Genomic DNA, 19373 nt, shown 5'->3' with positions numbered 1-19373 from the left:
TTTTGTCAGGCCGTCAGGACACCAGCGCCGCCGCGCGGTTGCGGCGCGCACGGCCTTGGGCGATCATCGCGCAGATCAGCAGCTGGGCCATGTGATAGACCAGGATCGGCAGGACGGTCGCGCCCACCGTCTCGGGCGGGAACAGCGCCGTGGCGATGGGCAGGCCGGAGGCAAGGCTTTTCGTCGATCCGCAGAAGAACAGCACGGCCCGGTCCTCGGGCGGCAGGCCGAAGACCCGCCCCGCCCCGGCCATCAGGCCGAAGACCGCGGCCAGCATGACCAGCATCACCGCGATCAGCGCGATCAGCGCCGCGGCCGGGATCTCGGACCACAGGCCCGAGACGGTGCCCGCGCTGAAGGCCGAATAGACGATCAGCAGGATCGCGCCCCGGTCCACGACCAGGGTCAGGGTCTTGCGGTTGCGAACAAAGCCGCCGACCCAAGGCCGCAGCACCTGCCCCGCCACGAAGGGCAGCAGGATCTGGGTGCCGATGCGGATGATCGCGTCCAAGCTGATCCCCCCGTCCCCCGCATGCAGCAGCAGCGCGACCAGGACCGGCGTCAGCACCACCCCCACCAGGTTCGACAGCGACGCCGCGCAGATCGCCGCGGGCACGTTGCCCCCCGCGATCGAGACGAAGGCGATCGAGCTTTGCACCGTCGAGGGCAGCACCGCCAGAAAGATCACCCCCATCGTGACCTGCGGCCCCAGCAGCGGCCCGAACAGCGCCGCGATCCCCAGCCCCAAACCCGGGATCACCAGATAGGTCGCCGCGAAGGTCAGCCCCTGCAGACGCCAGTTCATCAGCCCGGCCCGGACCGAGGCCGGGTCCAGCTTGGCCCCATAGAGAAAGAACAGCAGCGCCACCGCGACATAGGTGACCTGGCCCAAGGCCTCGGCCGCGACGCCGCGCGCGGGCAGCGCCAGACCCAGGGCCACCGTGACCAGCAGCAGCATCATGTAGCTGTCGATGCCCAGCCTGTGCAGAAATGCCTTCACCGTTCCTGTCCTTTCACAAACCGATGGCCATGCCGTCCTTGCGGCTGTCGGACCCGCCCTCCAGCAGGCCGTCGCCGATGCGGATGGCCTGCGCGCCGCCCAGCGGCCCGTCCAGCCGGTGGATGACATGGCCGCGACGGGCCAGCGCGTCGCAGACATCCTCGGGCATCCCCGCCTCGACCTGCAGCACGCCGTCGGTGGCGAAGCTGCGCGGCTCGTCCATGGCGGCCTGCAGCGACAGGCCCCGGTCGATCACCGCCGACAGAAAGTCCGCATGGCCCGCCGCCTGGTACTGGCCGCCCATGACGCCGAAGGGCATGACCGTGCGGCCCCCTTGGGTCACCATGCCGGGAATGATCGTGTGCATCGGCCGCTTGCCCGGCGCGATGGCGTTGGGATGGCCGGGGATCATGCGGAAGGACGCGCCGCGGCTCTGGAACAGGACACCGGTCTGCGGGTCCAGGATCCCCGATCCGAACCCGTGAAAGATCGAATTGATGAAGGAAACCGACAACCCGTCCTGATCCACCGCGCACAGATAGATGGTGTCGCGATGCTCCGGCTCGTCCCAGAGCGCGGGGGGCATGGCCCGGCCCATGTCGATCCGCCCCCGCAGCGCCGCGATGGCCGCATCCGACAGCAGCCGCTCGGCCAGCCCCGCGCAGGCATCGGCATCGCCCAGCAGCGCGTCGCGGTGGTGATAGGCCAGCTTGGTCGCCTCGGCCTGGACATGGATGCGGTCCGCGGGGGCCAGGCCCGCCATGTCGAAGCCCTCGATGATCTTCAGGATCAGCAGCGCCGCCAACCCCTGCCCGTTCGGCGGGCATTGGTGGATGTCGAATCCGCGATAGCGCGCGCTGATCGGCGTCACCCAATGCGCGCCGTCGGTGGCCCGGTGGAAATCCTCCTCGCTATGCAGGCCGCCCAGGGATCGCAGATGCGCGACCATGCGCGCCGCCGTGGCCCCCTGATAAAATCCCGCCGCGCCCTGATCGGCGATCTGGCGCAGCCTGTCCGCCAGCAGGGGCTGGGCATGGCGCGCCCCCGCCTGCGGCACCGGCAGGAACAGCGCCGCCGCCGCGGGATCGGCCGCCACGATCGCCTGCGATTCCGCCCAGTCCCGCGCCACGCGGGGCGTCACGACATAGCCGTCGCGCGCATGGGCGATGGCGTCGCGCAGCAGCCGCGCCAGCGGCAGGCGCCCCAGATCCGCATGCAGCCGGCACCAGGCCGAAACCGCGCCCGGCACGGTCACCGCATGGGGGCTGGATTGCGGGATGGCATCGCCGATGCCTGCGGCGCGCAACGCCTCTATCGTGGCGGCGGCGGGGGCGCGGCCCGACCCGTTCAGCGCGCGCACCGGACCCTCTGCCGGGGCCACCAGCGCGAAACAGTCGCCGCCGATGCCGGTCATCAGCGGATCGACCACCGCCTGCACCGCGCTGGCCGCCAAGGCCGCATCGACGGCATTGCCGCCCTCGGCCAGGACCGACAGGCCGGCGGCGCTGGCCAGCGGATGGGATGTCGCGATCATCGCCCGCCCGGTCAGCACGGGCGCGCGGCGCCCCGAGAGGAAATCGAATTCTGGCATCGCGGCACCTGTTCTGACGAGAATCGGATGGTCGGGGCGGTCCCGTCATGTATACATATGATCCCATCAGGAATACAATTCGCAGCCGCCATGCCCCAGACCCGTTCCGCCGACCAGGTTCACGCCGCCCTGACCGCCGATATCGTGCAGGGCGCGCTGCGCCCCGGCGACGCGCTGGCCGAGGCCGCACTGGCCGCGCGCTTCGGCCTGTCGCGCACCCCCATCCGCGAGGCGCTGCAGCGCCTGGCCGCCGAGGCCTTGGTCGAACGCGGCCCGCGCCGGGCCTTCGTGGTGCGCAGGCTGGGCACGGATGCGCTGCGCCACCTCTTCGAGGCGCTGGCCGAGCTGGAGGCGCTCTGCGCCAGCATGTCGGCCCTGCGGATGACGGCGGCGGATCACGCGGCGCTGGCGGCGATCCTGGACCGGGGCGACGCGCCGGGGGCGGATTACGCGGCCGTCAACATCCAGTTCCACGAGGCCCTGCGCGCGGGCGCGGGCAATGACGTGCTGGCCTGCCTGCTGGCCGATCTGAACCGGCGCAGCCTGCCATGGCGCAGCGCCCAGTTCCAGCTGCGCACAGGGCGCATCGACACCTCGCGCGCGGAACATCGCGCCATCCTGGATGCGGTGGCCACGCGGCGGCCGGACCGCGCGGCCGATCTGATGCGCGGGCATATGGCGGCATCGCTCGGGGTGATCCTGGACCTGCTGGCGGCGCGGGACCGCGCCTATTCGGCGGGCTGAGCCTGAGGCTCGGGCGCATCGCCCCGCCGCCCGATCCGTTCCACCAGCACATAGATCACCGGCGTCAGCAGCAGCGTCAGCACGAAGGCTATGGACAGCCCCCCCACGATCACCGCGCCGATGGCCCGGCGGCTTTCCGCCCCCGCCCCCGATGCGGTGGCCAAGGGAACCGCGCCCAGCACCGTGGCGATGGTGGTCATCATCACCGGTCGCAGGCGCGTCACCGCCCCCTCGCGCGCGGCGGTGACCAGATCGCGCCCCTCGTCGCGCAGCTGATTGGCGAATTCCACGATCAGGATGCCGTTCTTGGCCATGATCCCGATCAGCAGGATCATCCCCACCTGAGAGAAGATGTTGACCGAGGCCCCCGTCAGCAGCAGTGTCGCCACCGCCCCCGCCAGCCCGATCGGCACGGTCAGCATGATGACCAAGGGCGTGCGAAAGCTTTCGAACTGGGCCGCCAGGACCAGAAAGACGATCATCAGCGCCATGCCGAAGACGGTGGCGACGCCGCCCTGATTCTCAAGGAAATCGGCGGCCTGGCCGCGCCAGACCAGCATCGCGCCCGCCGGCAGGTCGGCCGATGCCGCCTCGACCTGGGCCATGGCGCGGGCCAGATCCGTGCCCTCGACCAGATCCGCGCTCATGTTGACCGAGATCAGCCGGTCGTTGCGGGTGATCGAGGGCACGGTGGCCCCGGTCGTCACATCGGCAAAGGCCGATAGCGGGATCAGGTCGCCGCGATTGTTGCGGATCAGCACGGACAGCATGTCGTCGACGCTGTCGCGATCCTCGGCCGCGGCCTGCAGGATCACCGGATATTGCCGCCCGTCGCTGGTATATTCCCCCACATTGCGCGAGGCGAACAGGACCTGCAGGGTCTGCGCCACCGTCTCGCTGTCCAGGCCCAGATCCTGGGCGCGGGCGCGGTCGATCTGCAAGGATGCGCCGGGCTGGTTGGCGGCGAAATCGACCTCGACCGCGGCAAGGCCCGGCGCATCGGCCAGGCGCTGCGCGATCTCCTCGGCCCAGGCCGCGGTGCGGGTCAGTTCCGGCCCGCCGATGGACCAGGTCAGCCGCCCGCTGCCCCCGCCGATCCCCAGCCCGCCGCCCGCCCGGATCGAGACCTGCGCCTCGGTCAGCGCGGAAAGCTGCGGGCGCAGCTGCGCGATCACCTCGTCCACGGCCTGATCGCGGCTGTCCCAATCGGCCAGGTTCACGAACATCAGCGATCGCCGCGCATTGCCGCCCAAGCCCACGATGGCGGTCACGTTCTCGATCACGCCGTCATCGACCAGGGGTTGCAGCAGCGCCTCGACCCGCCGGGTGGCGGCGTCGGTGTAATCCAGGTTCGACCCCTGCGGCGCGTTCACCACAACGACCATGCTGCCGCGATCCTCGTCCGGGGTCAGCTGGCGCGGCAGGTTCTGATAGACCGAGATCGCCGCCGCGACCAGGAAGGCGGTGATCGACAGGATCACCACGGGCCGCGCAATCAGCCGATCCAGCAGCGCGCCATAGCCCCGCTCCAGCCAGCCGATCACGCGGTTGACGCTGCGGGTCAGCAGGTTGGGCCGGTCCTCGCGCGGCATGACGCGCTGCGCCAGGACCGGCGACAGGGTCAGCGCGACAAAGCCCGACACCGCGACCGCGATGGCCAGCACGATGCCGAATTCGGCAAACAGCCGGCCCAGATCGCCCTCCATGAAGCTGACCGGCACGAAGACCGCGATCAGCACCGCCGTGGTGGCGATGACGGCAAAGCTGACCTGGCCCGCGCCGCGCCGCGCGGCCTCGGCCCGGCTGGCGCCCATGGCGCGGTGGCGCTGGATGTTCTCGAGGACCACGATGGCATCATCGACCACCAGCCCGATCGCCAGGATCAGCGCGAAGAGCGTCAGGATGTTGATCGAAAAGCCCAAGGCCATCATGCCCAAGGCCGCACCCAAGGCCGATACCGGGATGGTCACCGCAGGCACCAAGGACAGCCGCGCCGATCCCAGGAACAGGAAGATCACCGCCGTCACCAGCACCACCGCCTCGACGAAGACGCGCAGCACCTGCCGGATCGAGCTTTCGATGAACACGGCCTCGTCAGTGGTGACGCGCAGGCTCATCCCCTGCGGCAGGGTGGGGGCGATGGCGTCCAGTTCGGCGCGGACGGCGGCGGATATGGCCACGGTGTTCGACTGCGCCTGCGGCAGCACGCCCAGGCCCAGGGCCAGGGTGCCGTTCGCGCGATAGATGGTGGTGGTCTGTTCCGGCCCCTCCTCGATCCGGGCGACGTCGCCCAGGCGCAGGGGCCGGCCGCCCTCGTCGCGCAGAACGGTCTGGGCAAAGACATCGGCGCTGGTGAAGCGGGTCTGGGCCAGGACCTGCAGCTGGCGGGCGCCGGTCTCGATCTCGCCCGCGGGCAGTTCGACATTGTTGGCCTGCAGCGCGCCGATGATGTCGCCGGTGGTGATGCCATAGGCGGCCATGCGCGACTGATCCAGCCAGATCCGCATCGATGGCGCGCGTTCCCCGAAGATCTGGGCGCTGGCCACGCCGGGCAGCCGTGCCAGCCGGTCGGTGATGAAGCGGTTGGCGTAATCCGACAGCTCCAGGGGCGTCATGGCGTCGCTGGACATGCTGAGCCGGATGACCGGGTCGCCCTCGTCGTCGTTCTTCTCGATGCGCGGGGTGCCCGCGCCGTCGGGCAGGTTGTTCAGCACCCGGTCCACGGCGGCGCGCACGTCATTGGCCGCCGCGTCGATGTCGCGCGCGGAATCGAATGTCAGGACCGTCCGCATCCGGCCCCGGTTCGATGTCGTGCGCATCGCGGTGACGCCGCTGACGCCCGCCAGGCTGCCCTCGATCACGCTGGCGATCTGGTTGTCGACCACGTCGGGGGCGGCGCCGGTGTAATCGACGCGGACGCTGACCTCGGCCGCCTCGACCGAGGGCAGTTCACGCACCGGCAGGCGGCTGACGGCCATCGCGCCGATCAGCACGATCAGCAGGTTCATCACCACCGCCAGCACGGGGCGGCGCAGGGCCAGGCCGGGCAGGCTCATCCATCCGCCTCCGGCCTGGGCGCCTCGGCGGTGCGGTCGGCGCGGGGGCTGGGGGCGACGGGGGTGCCGGGCTGGACGCGATGCAGGTTCGAGACGATGATCTGGGTGCCGATCTCGACCCCCTCCAGCACCTCGACCCGGCCGTCCAGCTGCTGGCCGATGCGGATTTCGGCCCATTGCGCTTCGTCGCCCCGGACGACCAGCACGCGATGGGTGTCGCCCTCGACGCTGAGCGCGGATTCGGGGACGGCGGGGCGGTCGCGTTCGTCCAGCACCAACTCCACCTGCAGGAACATGCCGCCGGCCAGGGCGCCGTCGTCATTGGGCATTTCCGCCCGCAGCGCGATGGACCGGGTGGCGGCATCGACGCGGGTATCGACGCGGGTGATCCGCGCCTGGAAATCGCGCCCCGGCCAGGCCGAGGATCGCAGCGCCACCGGCTGGCCCTGCGACAGGCGCGGCAGCAGGGTCTCGGGGACGGCGAAATCGACCTCGATCACCGACAGGTCGTCCAAGGTGGCGATGGGGGTGCCGGGGTCCAGCATCTGGCCCTCGACCAGGTCGGTCAGCCCGACCACCCCGGCAAAGGGCGCGCGCAGCCGCCGGTCGTCCAAGGCCAGCCGCGCGCGGTCGCGATCGGCCTGGGCGCGCAGCTGGGCGGCGCGCGCGGTCTGGAAGGCCGCGTCCGAAACGCTGCCGCTGCGGTTCAGCTGTTCCTGGCGCTCCAAGGCGGCATCGGCCTCGGCCAAGGTCGCCTCGGCCGCCATCAGGTCGGCCTGTTCGGCGCGGTCGTCCAGTTCCAGCAGGACCTGGTCGCGTTCGACCCGGTCGCCGGGCTGAAAGGCGATGCGGGTGATCCGGCCCCCGGCCTCGGGCATCAGATCGACGGCGCTGCGGGCCCGCGCGGTGCCCACGGCGCGCACGCTGTCCACGAAGCGGGCGGGTTCGACCGCGACGGTCTCGACCGGCACCGGGCCGCCGCCGCCAGCCCCACCGCCGCCGCGGGCGGCCTGGGCGGGTTCGGGGGCCAGCAGGCGGTCGGCCATGGTCAGGCCCAGCACCGCGGCACCGATGATGACGATCGCGGCGATCGCGGCCTTGAGGATGCGCATGGCGTCGTCTCCGGCTGAAGGTCCGATCTGGCGGACGGGTCGATGCCCGCGCATGCAGATTGCGCGTTCATTCACACTGTGCAACTGATAATCCCGTGTCCGGGTTGCCCCTGCGGAACCCCTGCCCCCCAGAATTGCGCGGAAGACCGATGACCCTTGCCCAAGATCTGACCCTTGCCGTCGACGCGGCCCGCGCGGCGGGCGACCTGCTGCTGGACCATTGGGCCGACCGCGACGCGCTGGCCATCGATGCCAAGCGTCCGGGCGACTATGTCTCGCAGGCCGATCACCGGGCCGAGGCGCTGCTGCGCGACCGCCTGCTGGGCGGGCCGCCCGGCGATGGCTGGCTGGGCGAGGAATCCGACGCCCGCCCCGGCACCCGCCGCTGGATCGTCGATCCGCTGGACGGGACCACGAACTTCCTGCGCGGGATCGGGCATTGGGCGGTCTCGGTCGCGCTGGAGGATGCGGGCCGGCTGGTCCTGGGCGTGGTCCATGACCCGCTGCGGGCCGAGACGTTTTCCGCCATGGCGGGGGGCGGGCTGCGACTGAACGACGCGGGGCTGCTGCCTGCCCAACCGCCGGGCTTCGATGCCGCGCTGTGGGGCACGGGGATGCCCTTCGGCGACATGCCCCATATCGACGACCATGCGGCGGACCTAGCGCGGATGCTGCCCGGCACGGCGGGGGTGCGGCGGATGGGGGCGGCGGCGCTGGATCTGGCCTATGTCGCGGCGGGGCGGCTGGACGGGTTCTGGGAACGCCGCCTGCGCCCGTGGGACATCGCCGCAGGCCTGGTCCTGCTGCGCGAGGCGGGCATCCGCGTCGAGGGCTGGACCCCCGACGAACGCCCCGAGGAGACCGGCACCGTCATCGCCGCCCCCCCGGCGCTGTTCGATACCTTCGCGGGGCGGCTGCGCGCGCCCGGTCAGTCCAGCCGCGCATAGAGGTCGCCCGACCCCCCGTTCGCCGGCAGCGCCGACAGCCAGGCCCGCGCCTCGTCGGCGCTGCGCCAGTCGTCCCACAGAAAGCCCCCCGCCTCGCCCGTGACCGGGTTGAAGCGGTAGGGGCCCAGATCCTCCAGCCGGTCGATCACGGCGATGGTGCGGTTTCGGAAGGCGGGCAGATATTCCACCGACAGCATCGGCACCGGCTGGCCCAGGCCGGACAGCACGTCCAGTTCGAACCCCTCGACATCGATCTTGACGAAATCGGGCAGGCCGTGGCGCGCGATCTGGGCATCCATCGTGGTCATGCGGACCTGCTGGCTGCGGTCCCATCTCACATGGCCGAAGCCCGGCGCATCCGCCGCCTCGGCCGCGAAGCTGGTGCTGAGCGAGGAGACCGTCGGATGCAGCGAGGACACGGCCATGCGGGCCTCGGCCTCGGCGGGGCCGACGGCCATCTCCTCCAAGACGATATCGCGGGGCAGGCTACGGCGCAGGAAACCCGCAAAGGGTTCCTGCGGCTCGAAGGCCACGACCCGCGCCCCCGCCGCCCGCATCGCCCGCGCCCGGCTGCCCACATGGGCGCCGATGTCGAAGCACAGATCCCCCGGTTCCAGCAGATCGGCATAGAAGCTGCGCAACTGCCGCCGGCGCAGCGGGTTGTAATAGATGGCCAGCGACCGCATCAGCCCCGCCCAGGCACGCATCTGCATGTGAAAGCTCCGTTCCTCAGGGGCCAGATTCGGGCCAAGACTAGGGGCCGCCGCGCCGGGCCGCAAAGGCAATCGGCGGTCCGGCGCCGCCGTCACGGAATTTGCGACATTCTGCCACGCGGCTGAAACCATCACGGAACTGCGACGTGTTTCAAGACGTTGCGACAAACGTGACTTCCTGAACCATGGGACGAAGGTTGACCTATGCGCGTGTTTCCCCCGATCTCTCCGTCTTCGCCTTCCGTCTCGCAAGCCCATGATCCGCTGGCGCTGCGCAAATCCGAACGGGTGGCGCGGATGATATCCGACCTGCGGCTCGGCCTGCCGGTCGCGCTGATCGGCGGTCCCCAGCCCGCCCTGGTCTATCCGGTCGAGACGATGTCGCCCGAACGCTTCGCGGCATTGGGACCGGACCGGGTGCTGGTCCTGACGGGGCGGCGCGCGGAATCGCTGCGCCAGTCCGGCATGCCCGAGGTCGCGCTGTTCCCCGTTCCCGCCGATGCCCGCATGGATTGGGTCCAGGCCTTGGCCGATCCGTCGCGCAGGATGCCCGGCTCGGCCGCCCTGCCCCCCGCACCGCAAAGCGATCCGACCGCCGTGCACCGCGCCGCCATCCGCCTGGTGAAGGCAGCCGAGCTGGTCCCCGCCGCGCTGGTCGTCACCGGCCCCGACGTGATCGACGTGGCGCTGCGCCATGATCTGGGGATCCTGTCGGCAGATGACGTTCTGGCGCAGCTGCTGCTGGCGCGCGATCCGCAGCCGGTCTCCGATGCGCGGGTGCCGATGCTGGCGGCGCGCAACGGGCGGCTGCATGTCTTTCGCGCCAAGGATGGCGGCCCCGAACATTACGCGGTCGAGATCGGCCAGCCCGACCGCGACCAGCCTGTGCTGGTCCGCCTGCATTCCGCCTGTTTCACCGGCGACGTGCTGGGCAGCCTGAAATGCGATTGCGGTCCCCAGCTGCAGGCCGCCCTGCGTGCGATGGAATCCCATGGCACCGGCGTCCTGCTCTATCTGAACCAGGAAGGGCGCGGCATCGGGCTGGCCAACAAGATGCGCGCCTACAGCCTGCAGGATCAGGGGCTGGACACGGTCGAGGCGAACCACCGCTTGGGCTTCGAGGATGACGAGCGCGATTTCCGCACCGGCGCCGCCCTGCTGCGCCAGATGGGGATCGGCCGCGTCCGGTTGATGACGAACAACCCCGCCAAGATTGCCCGCCTGGACAGCGAGGGCATCGAGGTGGTCGAACGCGTCTCGCTGCAGGTCGGGCGCGGGCCGGACAACACCCGCTATCTGGACACCAAGGCGCGCAAGTCGGGGCATCTGCTGGCATGACCGCTCAGGCGCTGTGGTGCATCGACCCTGACACGGCCCGGATCGAACCCGGCGCCGAGGGTCAGGGCATCGCGGTCCGCACGCTGTTTTCCGGCATCAGCCGGGGGACGGAACGGCTGGTCGCCTCGGGCCGCGTCCCGGAGGCGGAGGCGCATCGCATGCGCGCCCCCTTTCAGGAGGGGGATTTCCCCTTTCCGGTGAAATACGGCTATGCCGCCGTGGGCCGGGCCGAGGATGGCGATCTGGCCGGGCGGACGGTCTTTGCGCTGTTTCCCCATCAGGACCGGTTCCGCCTGCCCGCCGATGCGCTGATCCCCCTGCCCGAGGGGCTGGCGCCCGAACGCGCCGTCCTGGCCGCGAATATGGAAACCGCGCTGAACATCCTGTGGGACAGCGGTGCGGGTGCGGGCGACCGCGTGGCGGTGATCGGCGGCGGGCTGGTCGGCCTGCTGACCGCATGGCTGGCCGCGCGCTTGCCGGGGGCCGAGGTCACCGTGATCGACATCCAGCCCGAACGCCGCGCCTTGGCCGAGGCTCTGGGCTGCGCCTTCGCGCTGCCCGATCAGGCGCAGCCCTGCCAGGATTGCGTCATCCATACCAGCGCCACCGATCAGGGCCTGGCCTTGGCCATCAGAATCGCCGGCACCCAATCCACGATCACCGAGGCCAGCTGGCATGGCGAGGGCCGCAGCGCCATCCCCCTGGGCGGCGCCTTTCACAGCCAGCGCCTGCGCATCGTCGGGTCGCAGGTGGGGTCCATCCCGCCCGATCGCGCGCCGCGCTGGACCTATCGCCGCCGCCTGTCCAAGGCGTTGGAGCTGCTGCGTGACGACCGCCTGGATGCGCTGATCTCGGGCGAGACCGCCTTTGCCGACCTGCCCGCCGCCTATGGCCGGATCCTGGCCGATCCGGCGACGCTCTGCCACCGCATCCGCTACTGACATCCCATCCAAGGAAAGACCGTCCATGTTCGCCGTCGAAGTCCGAGACCATATCATGATTGCCCATTCCTTCCCCTCGCCGACCTTCGGTCCGGCCCAGGGGGTGCATGGGGCGACCTTCACGGTCGACTGCGCCTTCTTCGCGCGCGAGATGGACGATGAAAGCCTGGTGGTCGATATCGGCCTGGCGACCGAGGCCTTGGCCGACACGCTGGCACCGCTGCGCTACAAGAACCTGGACGACATCGAGGAATTCAAGGGCCGGATGACCACGACCGAATTCCTCTGCAAGCACATCTTCGACCGGATGGCGGCCAAGGTCCGGGCGGGCGATCTGAAGGATGGCGGCCGGGTCTGCAAGCTGCGGGTGCTGCTGCATGAAAGCCATATGGCCCGCGCCTGGTTCGAGGGGGACATCTGAGATGGGCTTCACCCCCGAATGGCTGGCGCTGAGGGAACCCGCGGATCAGACGGCCCGCGACCCGGGCCTTCTGGCCCGCGCGGCCCAGGCTGCGGGGCCGAAACCCGTCATCCTGGATCTGGGCTGCGGCACCGGATCGACCCTGCGCACCTTGGCCCCGCATCTGCCCGAGGATGCGCGCTGGCATCTGGTCGACAATGACCCGACGCTGTTGGACCGCGCCTCGGCCGAGGCGCCGGGCCGGGCCGATCTGCACCGGATCGACCTGCGCGACCTGGACGCCCTGCCGCTGAAGGGCGTGACGCTGGTCACCGCATCCGCGCTGCTGGACCTGATGCCCGCCGACTGGATCACGCGCCTTGCCGACCGGCTGGCAGCGGCGGGCCTGCCGTTTTACGCGGCCCTGTCCTATGACGGGATGATGTGGTGGGAACCCGCGCTGCCGCGCGACGAATCCATCATCCGCGCCTTCAACGACCATCAGCGCGGCGACAAGGGGCTGGGCCCCGCGCTCGGGCCCGATGCCGCGGCCCGCGCGACCGAGATCTTCGCCGCCGCGGGGTTCGACGTGCAGGACGGCCCCAGCCCGTGGCGCATCGGTCCGGGTGACGTGCCGCTGCACCGCGCCCTGATCGAGGGCATCGCCCATGCCGCCGCCGAGACGGGCGAGAACATGGCCGCCGATTGGGGCCGCCACCGCGCCGCCATGGCCGGCGACAGCCGCTGCCTGATCGGCCATTACGACATGCTTGCCCTGCCCCCCGGCAGGTCGTGACGGAAAGGGGTCCAGCCATGCAGATGGTCGAAGTCACCCCCCGGGTCTGGGATCGCATCCTGGCGGTGCGCGCAGGCCTGTCCTGCGCCTGCTGCGGCACCTTCACGGGGCCGGAACGCGCGGCGCTGGACCTTTACGGCCCGGTCGCGCGGCGCGATCTGGCGCCGGTGACGGTGGCCCAGATCGGCCAGTCGCTGGACGGGCGCGTGGCCACGGCATCGGGCGATGCGCGCGACGTGTCGGGCCCCGAAGGGCTGGCCCATCTGCACCGGCTGCGGGCCTTGGTGGATGGGGTGGTGATCGGCGTGGGCACCGCGCTGCATGACGATCCGCGCCTGACGGTGCGGCTCTGCGCGGGGCCGAACCCCGCGCGCATCGTCATCGACCCGCGCGGCCGCCTGCCCGATGACGCGCCGATGCTGACAGCCGACGGCACGCGGCGGATCATCGTGACCGCGACCCCCCGCCCCCGCGCCCCGGGGATCGAGGTGCTGCACCTGCCCGCCACCGACGGCCGCCTGGACCCCGCCCAGGTGCTGGAGGGGCTGCGCGGCCTCGGCCTCGGGCCCCTGCTGATCGAGGGTGGCGGCATCACCATCACCGGGTTCCTGGAGGCGGGCCTGCTGGACCGGCTGCAGGTCTCGGTCGCGCCGCTGATCATCGGGTCGGGACCGCAGGGCCTGACCAGCCTGAACCCGGTCGATCGGCTGAAGGACGCGCTGCGCCCGGAGGCCCGGATCTTTGGCCTGGGCAGCGACATCGTCTTCGACTGCGCCCTGGGTCCGCAGGCGCATCAGGCGATCATGCCGCTGCATGACCGTCAGCCGGTGACGCGGATCACCGCCGCGGGCTGAAGCGCCAATCCCCCTGCCCCAAGGCAGGGGCGGCGCGATCCGACAGGGTCGGGCTGCGCGACAGGGTGACGGGGCTGCGCAGCCCCGCGATGCCCTCGGGCGCGATGACCATGCCGCGGGCCCGGGCCTGGGGGTCGGCCAAAGCCTCGGACACGCGGTTGATCGGCCCCGCAGGCACGCCCGCCGCGGTCAGCGCCGCGATCAGCGTATCGCGCCCCCAGCCCGCCGTCGCCCGCGCCAAGGGCCCGCAGACCGTATCCCGCGCCGCCACCCGCTGCGGATTGGTCGCGTAATCCGGATCCGCGCCCAGTTCCCCCAGATCCAGCACATCACACAGCGCGCGGAACTGGCGGTCATTGCCGCAGGCGACGATCAGATGCCCGTCCTGCGCCGGAAAGACCTGATAGGGCACGATATTGGGATGCGCATTGCCCAAACGCTGCGGCTCCTGCGCGCCCAGCAGGTGATTGGCGCCCTGATTGGCCAGCACCCCGAGCGCGCAGTCGAACAGCGCCATATCGACCTGCTGGCCCAGGCCCGACCGCGCCCGTTCGGCCAGCGCGGCCTGGATGCCGATCACGCCGTAAAGCCCGGTGAAGATGTCGATCCAGGCGATGCCGACCTTCTGCGGATCGCCCGAAGGCTCGCCCGTCAGCTCCATCACCCCGGAGAGGCCTTGGATCATGAAATCATATCCCGGCTGGCTGGCCCGCGGCCCGGTCTGCCCGAAACCCGTGACCGAGGCATAGACCAGCCCCGGATTGCGCGCCGAGACCGAAGGGTAATCCAGCCCGAACCGCGCCAGTCCCCCGGCCTTGAAATTCTCGATCACCACATCCGCATCGTCGATCAGCCGATGCAGCCGCGCCAGGTCCTGCGCATCGGTGAAATCGCAGATCACACTGGTCTTGCCGCGATTGGCCGCGTGAAAATAGGCGGCGACGGTCTCCACCGTGCCATCCGCGCGGGGGCGGTCGATGAACGGCGGGCCCCACCTTCGGGTGTCGTCGCCTTCGGGGGATTCGACCTTGATGACCTCGGCCCCCAGATCGGCCAGGGTCTGGCCGATCCAGGGACCGGCCAGGATGCGCGCCAGCTCGACGACGCGCAGCCCGGCCAAGGGCGCCTCAGGCAAAGGCCTGCAGCCCGGTCTGCGCGCGGCCCAGGATCAGGGCATGGACGTCATGCGTCCCCTCGTAGGTGTTCACCGTCTCCAGGTTCTGGGCGTGGCGCATGACGTGATATTCGGCCTGGATGCCGTTGCCGCCATGCATGTCGCGGGCCATCCGGGCGATATCCAGTGCCTTGCCGCAATTGTTGCGCTTGATGATCGAGATCATCTCGGGCGCGAAACGGCCCTGATCCATCAGGCGACCGACGCGCAAGGACGCCTGCAGGCCCAGGGCGATCTCGGTCTGCATGTCGGCCAGCTTCTTCTGGAACAGCTGCGTGGCGGCAAGGGGGCGGTTGAACTGCTTGCGGTCCATGCCATAGCGATGGGCGCGGAACCAGCAATCCTCGGCCGCCCCCATCACGCCCCAGCTGATGCCATAGCGCGCGCGGTTCAGACAGCCAAAGGGGCCGGACATGCCGCTGACATTGGGCAGCAACGCATCCTCGCCGACCTCGACATTCTCCATGACGATCTCGCCGGTGATCGAGGCGCGGAGCGACAGCTTGCCGCCGATCTTGGGCGCGCTGAGGCCCTTCATGCCCTTTTCCAGCACGAAGCCGCGGATCTTGCCGTCATGGGCGTCCGATTTCGCCCAGACCACGAAGACATCCGCGATCGGGCTGTTCGAGATCCACATCTTGGACCCGTTCAGCACATAGCCGCCCTCGGTCTTCGTCGCGCGGGTCTTCATGCCCGCGGGGTCGGACCCGGCATCGGGTTCGGTCAGGCCGAAACAGCCGATCCATTCGCCCGATGCCAGCTTGGGCAGGTATTTCCGGCGCTGCTCCTCGGAGCCATAGGCCTGGATCGGATACATGACCAGGCTGGACTGGACCGACATCATGCTGCGATAGCCGCTGTCAATGCGCTCGACCTCGCGCGCGACCAGGCCATAGGCGACATAGCCCGCGCCCACCCCGCCATATTCCTCGGGGACGGTGACGCCCAGCAGACCGCTGGCGCCCATCTCGGCGAATATCTCGGGATCGGTCTGTTCGGACAGATAGGCATCGGTCACGCGCGGGGCCAGCTTGTCGGCGGCAAAGGATGCGGCGGTGTCGCGGATCATGCGCTCGTCCTCCTCCAGCTGGTCGTCCAGCAGGAAGGGGTCCTCCCACGCGAAGGTGGCGCCCTTGTGGTCGGTTCCGGTCTTGTCCAGCATGGCGTCGCTCTCCTGCATCCGATGACTGTTTCGCCACAGGGTAATGCGGGGCAGGCGGGATGAAAAACGCTATTTCCTCATCGGATGATGCATTCTATGAATGGATCATGCGTCAAAGACGGTTCCTGCCCAGCCTGTCCCAACTGATCGCCTTCGAGGCGGTCATGCGGCACCGTTCGGTCACCGCCGCCGCGGACGAGCTGCACCTGACCCAGAGCACCGTCAGCCGGCTGGTCGCGTCGCTGGAACGCCAGCTGGGGCGCGACCTGTTCCTGCGACAGCGCCGCCGCCTGATCCCCAATGCCGAGGCGCTGGTCTATGGCGCCTCCGTCACGCAGGCGCTGGACCAGATCCAGCGCGCCAGCATGGCGGTGGTCGCCAATCCGGGCGGCGGGGCGCTGTCGCTGTCGGTCCTGCCGACCTTTGCCACGCGCTGGCTGGCGCCCAGGCTGGGTCAGTTCCTGGCCAGCAATCCGGGCATCTCGGTCAATCTGTCGACCAAGATCCAGCGCTTCAGCTTTGCCAGCGAAGCCTTTGACGCGGTGATCTATTTCGGGGCCGAGGATTGGCCCGAGGCGCATCACGTCAAGCTGTTCGACGAAAGGCTGACGGCCTGCGCATCGCCCGATTTCCTGGCCCGCCACCCGATCGCGCGGGCCGATGACATGGCCGGCCTGCCGATGCTGCAGCTGGAGACGCGGCCCTTCGGCTGGCAGGCCTGGTTCGCGGCCCAAGGCGCGACCGGGGTGCCGGTCTCGGGGATGGTGATGGACCAGTTCTCGATGATGATCCAGGCGGCGATCGCGGGCCTGGGCGTCGCGCTGCTGCCCAGCTATCTGGCCCGGCCCGAGATCGCGGATGGCCGCCTGGCCCCCACTCTGCGGGCCGAGGTGCCGGGCGACGGGGCCTATTGGCTGGCCTGGCCCGACCGGCGGCAGGGCGATCCGGCCTTCACCCGCTTTCGCACCTGGCTGGAGGCCGAGGTCGCCCGCGACCACCCCCACGCCTAGCGGCGCAGCCTGACATTCAGGCGCATGGGCCGATCCCCCATGCGGAACGAGGCCTCGTCGAAGCGCGGCGCCCGAAAGCGCGGCGCAGGCCCGGCCGAGATCCCCCAGGATTCCACCGGATAGCCCAAGGCGTTCACGTCCAGCCGCCCATTGGCATTGCCGTCATGCAGCACCGCGACCGCATAGGTCCCCGGCGCCACCCCGTCAAAGCGGCACATCGCCTGCCCGGCCCGCGGCACCGCCACCGTATCCGAGACGGCGGCCCGTTCGGGAAAGCCCTCGGGCTGGGCATGCAGGCTGCAGAGTACCTGGCCGCGATCGTCGGGAATGCCCGTGATCGCGACCTCGATCACCCCGGCCTGGGCGGTGCCCGCGGCCAGCACGGTCCCGATGATCAGCCAATTGCGCATGCGACACCCCGCGACGATCCGAGCAATGGGCGAAACTCTGCATGAAATGCGCAGGCGGACAAGCCGCCCCACGCCAAGTTGAGCCGCTGCGATCAGATCTGGCGTTCGGGCATCTGCACGATCAGGCCGTCCAGCGCCTCGGTCACCTTGATCTGGCAGGTCAGGCGCGACCGGGCCGGATCGGGCTGCCATGCGAAATCCAGCATGTCATCCTCCATCGGGTCGCGCGGCGGCAGCTTGTCGGCCCATTCCGGCGCGACATAGACATGGCAGGTCGAACAGGCGCAGGCCCCGCCGCAATCGGCGTCGATGCCGGGAATGCCGTTGTCGCGCGCGCCTTCCATGACGGTCATGCCGGGGCGGACCTCGACCTCGTGGCGGGTGCCGTTATGTTCGATATAGGTAATCTTGGCCATGATCGCTGCCTTCCTTGCTGTCACCCAGCAATTAGGCGATCGGGCCCATGTTGAAAAGGGGCGGGGCCGATGCGCCCCGCCCCCATCAGCGTCATTCCTGGTCGTCGCCGATCGGCAGCGCCACAAAGAGCGGCTCGCCGCCCCGGCGCACCAGCAACAGGACCGACCGGCGCCCGGCCTCGCGGGCCTCCTCGACGCGGGCGTTCAGATCCGCGACGGATGCCACGGGCTGCTGGTTCACATCGGTGATGATGTCGCCCGCGGCCAGGCCCTTTTCGGCGGCCGGGCCCTCGGGGTCGATGCCGGTGATCGCCAGGCCCGAGGCGTCGCGCGGTGCGCCCAGTTCCTCGGCCATGTCGGGGGTCAGGACGGTCACGGACATGCCCAGAACATCGCTTTCCATCGGTTCGTCGGACGGGGCCTGCGGGCCCGTGGCGGAACCGCCCTGCGCGGTCTCGCGGCGACCCAAGGTGACGTCCAGCGTCTCCTCGGAGCCCTCGCGCATCACGATGACCTGCACGGTCTCGCCCGCGGGGGCCTCGGCCACGCGGCGCACCAGGCCGCGCGTATCCTCGACCGGGGTGCCGTCGAACTGGGTGATCACGTCGCCGGTGCGCAGGCCCGCGTCACGCGCCGGGCCTTCGGGCACATCGGTGATCATCGCGCCGGATGCGACCGACAGGCCCATGGCCTCGGCCATCTCAGGCGTGACATCCTGGATCATCACGCCCAGCCAGCCACGCCGGGTTTCCCCGAATTCCTGCAGCTGATCAACAACTTGCGAGACGACGTTCGACGCCATCGAGAAGCCGATCCCGATGGATCCGCCATTGGGCGACAGGATCGCGGTATTCACGCCGATCACCTCGCCGCGCAGGTTGAACAGTGGGCCGCCAGAATTGCCGCGGTTGATGGCGGCGTCGGTCTGCAGGTAATCGTCATAGGTGCCCGACAATTCGCGGTTGCGCGCCGACACGATCCCCGAACTGGCCGAGAAGCCCTGCCCCAAGGGGTTGCCCATGGCCAGCACCCAATCGCCCACCCGGGCCGCATCGCTGTCGCCGAATTCGACAAAGGGGATGGCCTCGTCGCTCTCGACCTTCAGCAGGGCCACGTCGGTATTCGGATCGGTGCCCACCACCTCGGCCGGCAGGCGTTCGCCGGAATAGAATTCGACCTCGATCTGGTCGGCACCGTCGATGACGTGGTTGTTCGTCACGATGAACCCGTCCGAGGAGATCACGAAACCCGATCCGAGCGCGTTTGACCGCTGCGGGCTGCGCTGGCGGGGCATGCCCTCGGGCGCGCCGGGCATGCCGGGAAAGCCGAATTCGCGGAACAGTTCGGAAAAGGGGCTGCCCTCGGGAAAGCCCGGCCCGGCGGTCGGCTGCGACACGACCGAGGTCGTGGTGATGTTCACCACCGCGGGCGAGACCTGCTCGGCCAGATCGGCAAAGCTGTTGGGCATCACCTGGGCCTGGACGGCCCCGTCGGTCTCGGCCCCGAGCGGGCGGTTGGCCTCAGCGGCATCCTGGGCCTCTTGGGCGACCTGCGGGGGCACGTCCTCATTGGCGGGGTCTGCCACCTGCTGCGCGCCCGCATGGCCCAGCCCCACGACCAGGGCCAGCGCCGAGGCGGTCAGGATGTGGCGAGGAAAAAGCGGTTTCATGCTGGATGTCCTCATCTGTGGACGGCAGCGATCGGGCTGC

Annotated in this window: 18 protein-coding genes; 8 read left to right on the top strand and 10 right to left on the bottom strand. The window is 70.1% G+C overall.

Annotated elements, in window-relative coordinates; genetic code table 11:
• Positions 1 to 13 precede the first annotated feature (13 nt).
• Both JHW48_RS07700 and JHW48_RS07695 read right to left on the bottom strand, forming a co-directional pair.
• Positions 14 to 961, bottom strand: a complete 948-nt coding sequence (locus tag JHW48_RS07700; RefSeq protein WP_119884976.1) for a bile acid:sodium symporter family protein — start codon at positions 959 to 961, stop codon at positions 14 to 16.
• 52 nt (positions 962 to 1013) lie between these two features.
• The gene (locus tag JHW48_RS07695) at positions 1014 to 2591 is read right to left on the bottom strand and encodes a gamma-glutamyltransferase family protein (RefSeq protein ID WP_205961856.1); all 1578 of its coding nucleotides are present in this window, start codon (positions 2589 to 2591) and stop codon (positions 1014 to 1016) included.
• A gap of 90 nt (positions 2592 to 2681) precedes the next feature.
• Between JHW48_RS07695 and JHW48_RS07690 the strand changes: the two genes are divergently transcribed.
• Positions 2682 to 3335: a GntR family transcriptional regulator gene (locus tag JHW48_RS07690; RefSeq protein WP_170152212.1), complete on the top strand. Its 654-nt coding sequence runs from the start codon at positions 2682 to 2684 to the stop codon at positions 3333 to 3335.
• Here the strand turns inward: JHW48_RS07690 and JHW48_RS07685 are convergent.
• Positions 3320 to 6391 carry an efflux RND transporter permease subunit gene (locus JHW48_RS07685; RefSeq protein ID WP_119884953.1) on the bottom strand — a complete coding sequence of 1024 codons (3072 nt, stop codon included), beginning with the start codon at positions 6389 to 6391 and terminating at the stop codon, positions 3320 to 3322. The two genes, JHW48_RS07690 and JHW48_RS07685, sit on opposite strands and share 16 nt — an antisense overlap.
• Positions 6388 to 7503 carry an efflux RND transporter periplasmic adaptor subunit gene (locus JHW48_RS07680; protein WP_170152211.1) on the bottom strand — a complete coding sequence of 372 codons (1116 nt, stop codon included), beginning with the start codon at positions 7501 to 7503 and terminating at the stop codon, positions 6388 to 6390. Before JHW48_RS07680 ends, JHW48_RS07685 begins: the two co-directional genes overlap by 4 nt.
• 149 nt (positions 7504 to 7652) lie before the next feature.
• Between JHW48_RS07680 and JHW48_RS07675 the strand changes: the two genes are divergently transcribed.
• Positions 7653 to 8450, top strand: a complete 798-nt coding sequence (locus JHW48_RS07675; RefSeq protein ID WP_119884951.1) for an inositol monophosphatase family protein — start codon at positions 7653 to 7655, stop codon at positions 8448 to 8450.
• Here the strand turns inward: JHW48_RS07675 and JHW48_RS07670 are convergent.
• Positions 8432 to 9163: an FkbM family methyltransferase gene (locus JHW48_RS07670; RefSeq protein WP_240637677.1), complete on the bottom strand. Its 732-nt coding sequence runs from the start codon at positions 9161 to 9163 to the stop codon at positions 8432 to 8434. The two genes, JHW48_RS07675 and JHW48_RS07670, sit on opposite strands and share 19 nt — an antisense overlap.
• 204 nt (positions 9164 to 9367) lie before the next feature.
• On the opposite strand from JHW48_RS07670, the gene ribA reads away from it, so the two are divergent.
• The 5 genes from ribA to JHW48_RS07645 are packed head-to-tail and all read left to right on the top strand — an operon-like array spanning position 9368 to position 13492.
• Complete coding sequence (gene ribA / locus JHW48_RS07665; RefSeq protein WP_119884950.1) at positions 9368 to 10501, top strand: GTP cyclohydrolase II; 1134 nt, start codon at positions 9368 to 9370, stop codon at positions 10499 to 10501.
• Entirely contained in the window at positions 10498 to 11442 is a 945-nt protein-coding gene (locus tag JHW48_RS07660) for a zinc-dependent alcohol dehydrogenase (protein ID WP_119884949.1), read from the top strand. The genes ribA and JHW48_RS07660 overlap by 4 nt, the downstream gene beginning before the upstream one ends.
• Before the next feature lie 25 nt (positions 11443 to 11467).
• Positions 11468 to 11863: a 6-pyruvoyl trahydropterin synthase family protein gene (locus JHW48_RS07655; RefSeq protein WP_119884948.1), complete on the top strand. Its 396-nt coding sequence runs from the start codon at positions 11468 to 11470 to the stop codon at positions 11861 to 11863.
• Position 11864: 1 nt separating this feature from the next.
• Entirely contained in the window at positions 11865 to 12638 is a 774-nt protein-coding gene (locus JHW48_RS07650) for a class I SAM-dependent methyltransferase (RefSeq protein WP_119884947.1), read from the top strand.
• A 17-nt stretch (positions 12639 to 12655) separates the two neighbouring features.
• Positions 12656 to 13492, top strand: coding sequence for a RibD family protein (locus JHW48_RS07645; RefSeq protein ID WP_119884946.1), 837 nt, complete (start codon positions 12656 to 12658; stop codon positions 13490 to 13492).
• Here JHW48_RS07645 and JHW48_RS07640 read toward each other — a convergent pair.
• Entirely contained in the window at positions 13476 to 14627 is a 1152-nt protein-coding gene (locus tag JHW48_RS07640) for a CaiB/BaiF CoA transferase family protein (RefSeq protein ID WP_119884945.1), read from the bottom strand. The genes JHW48_RS07645 and JHW48_RS07640 overlap by 17 nt on opposite strands.
• Positions 14620 to 15846 carry an acyl-CoA dehydrogenase gene (locus JHW48_RS07635; RefSeq protein WP_240637676.1) on the bottom strand — a complete coding sequence of 409 codons (1227 nt, stop codon included), beginning with the start codon at positions 15844 to 15846 and terminating at the stop codon, positions 14620 to 14622. Before JHW48_RS07635 ends, JHW48_RS07640 begins: the two co-directional genes overlap by 8 nt.
• Before the next feature lie 89 nt (positions 15847 to 15935).
• Between JHW48_RS07635 and JHW48_RS07630 the strand changes: the two genes are divergently transcribed.
• A complete protein-coding gene (locus JHW48_RS07630) occupies positions 15936 to 16838 on the top strand; it encodes a LysR substrate-binding domain-containing protein (protein WP_119884972.1) in 903 nt (300 codons plus the stop codon).
• Here the strand turns inward: JHW48_RS07630 and JHW48_RS07625 are convergent.
• The 3 genes from JHW48_RS07625 to JHW48_RS07615 form a co-directional block, all read right to left on the bottom strand.
• Positions 16835 to 17248: a DUF2141 domain-containing protein gene (locus JHW48_RS07625; RefSeq protein WP_170152210.1), complete on the bottom strand. Its 414-nt coding sequence runs from the start codon at positions 17246 to 17248 to the stop codon at positions 16835 to 16837. The two genes, JHW48_RS07630 and JHW48_RS07625, sit on opposite strands and share 4 nt — an antisense overlap.
• A gap of 92 nt (positions 17249 to 17340) precedes the next feature.
• Complete coding sequence (locus tag JHW48_RS07620; RefSeq protein ID WP_119884943.1) at positions 17341 to 17664, bottom strand: 2Fe-2S iron-sulfur cluster-binding protein; 324 nt, start codon at positions 17662 to 17664, stop codon at positions 17341 to 17343.
• 91 nt (positions 17665 to 17755) lie between these two features.
• Positions 17756 to 19333, bottom strand: coding sequence for a DegQ family serine endoprotease (locus tag JHW48_RS07615; protein WP_119884942.1), 1578 nt, complete (start codon positions 19331 to 19333; stop codon positions 17756 to 17758).
• Positions 19334 to 19373 lie beyond the last annotated feature (40 nt).

The organism is Paracoccus aestuarii (assembly GCF_028553885.1).
GTDB classification, from domain to species: domain Bacteria; phylum Pseudomonadota; class Alphaproteobacteria; order Rhodobacterales; family Rhodobacteraceae; genus Paracoccus; species Paracoccus aestuarii.
This window is presented reverse-complemented; position numbering and strand designations above follow the sequence as displayed.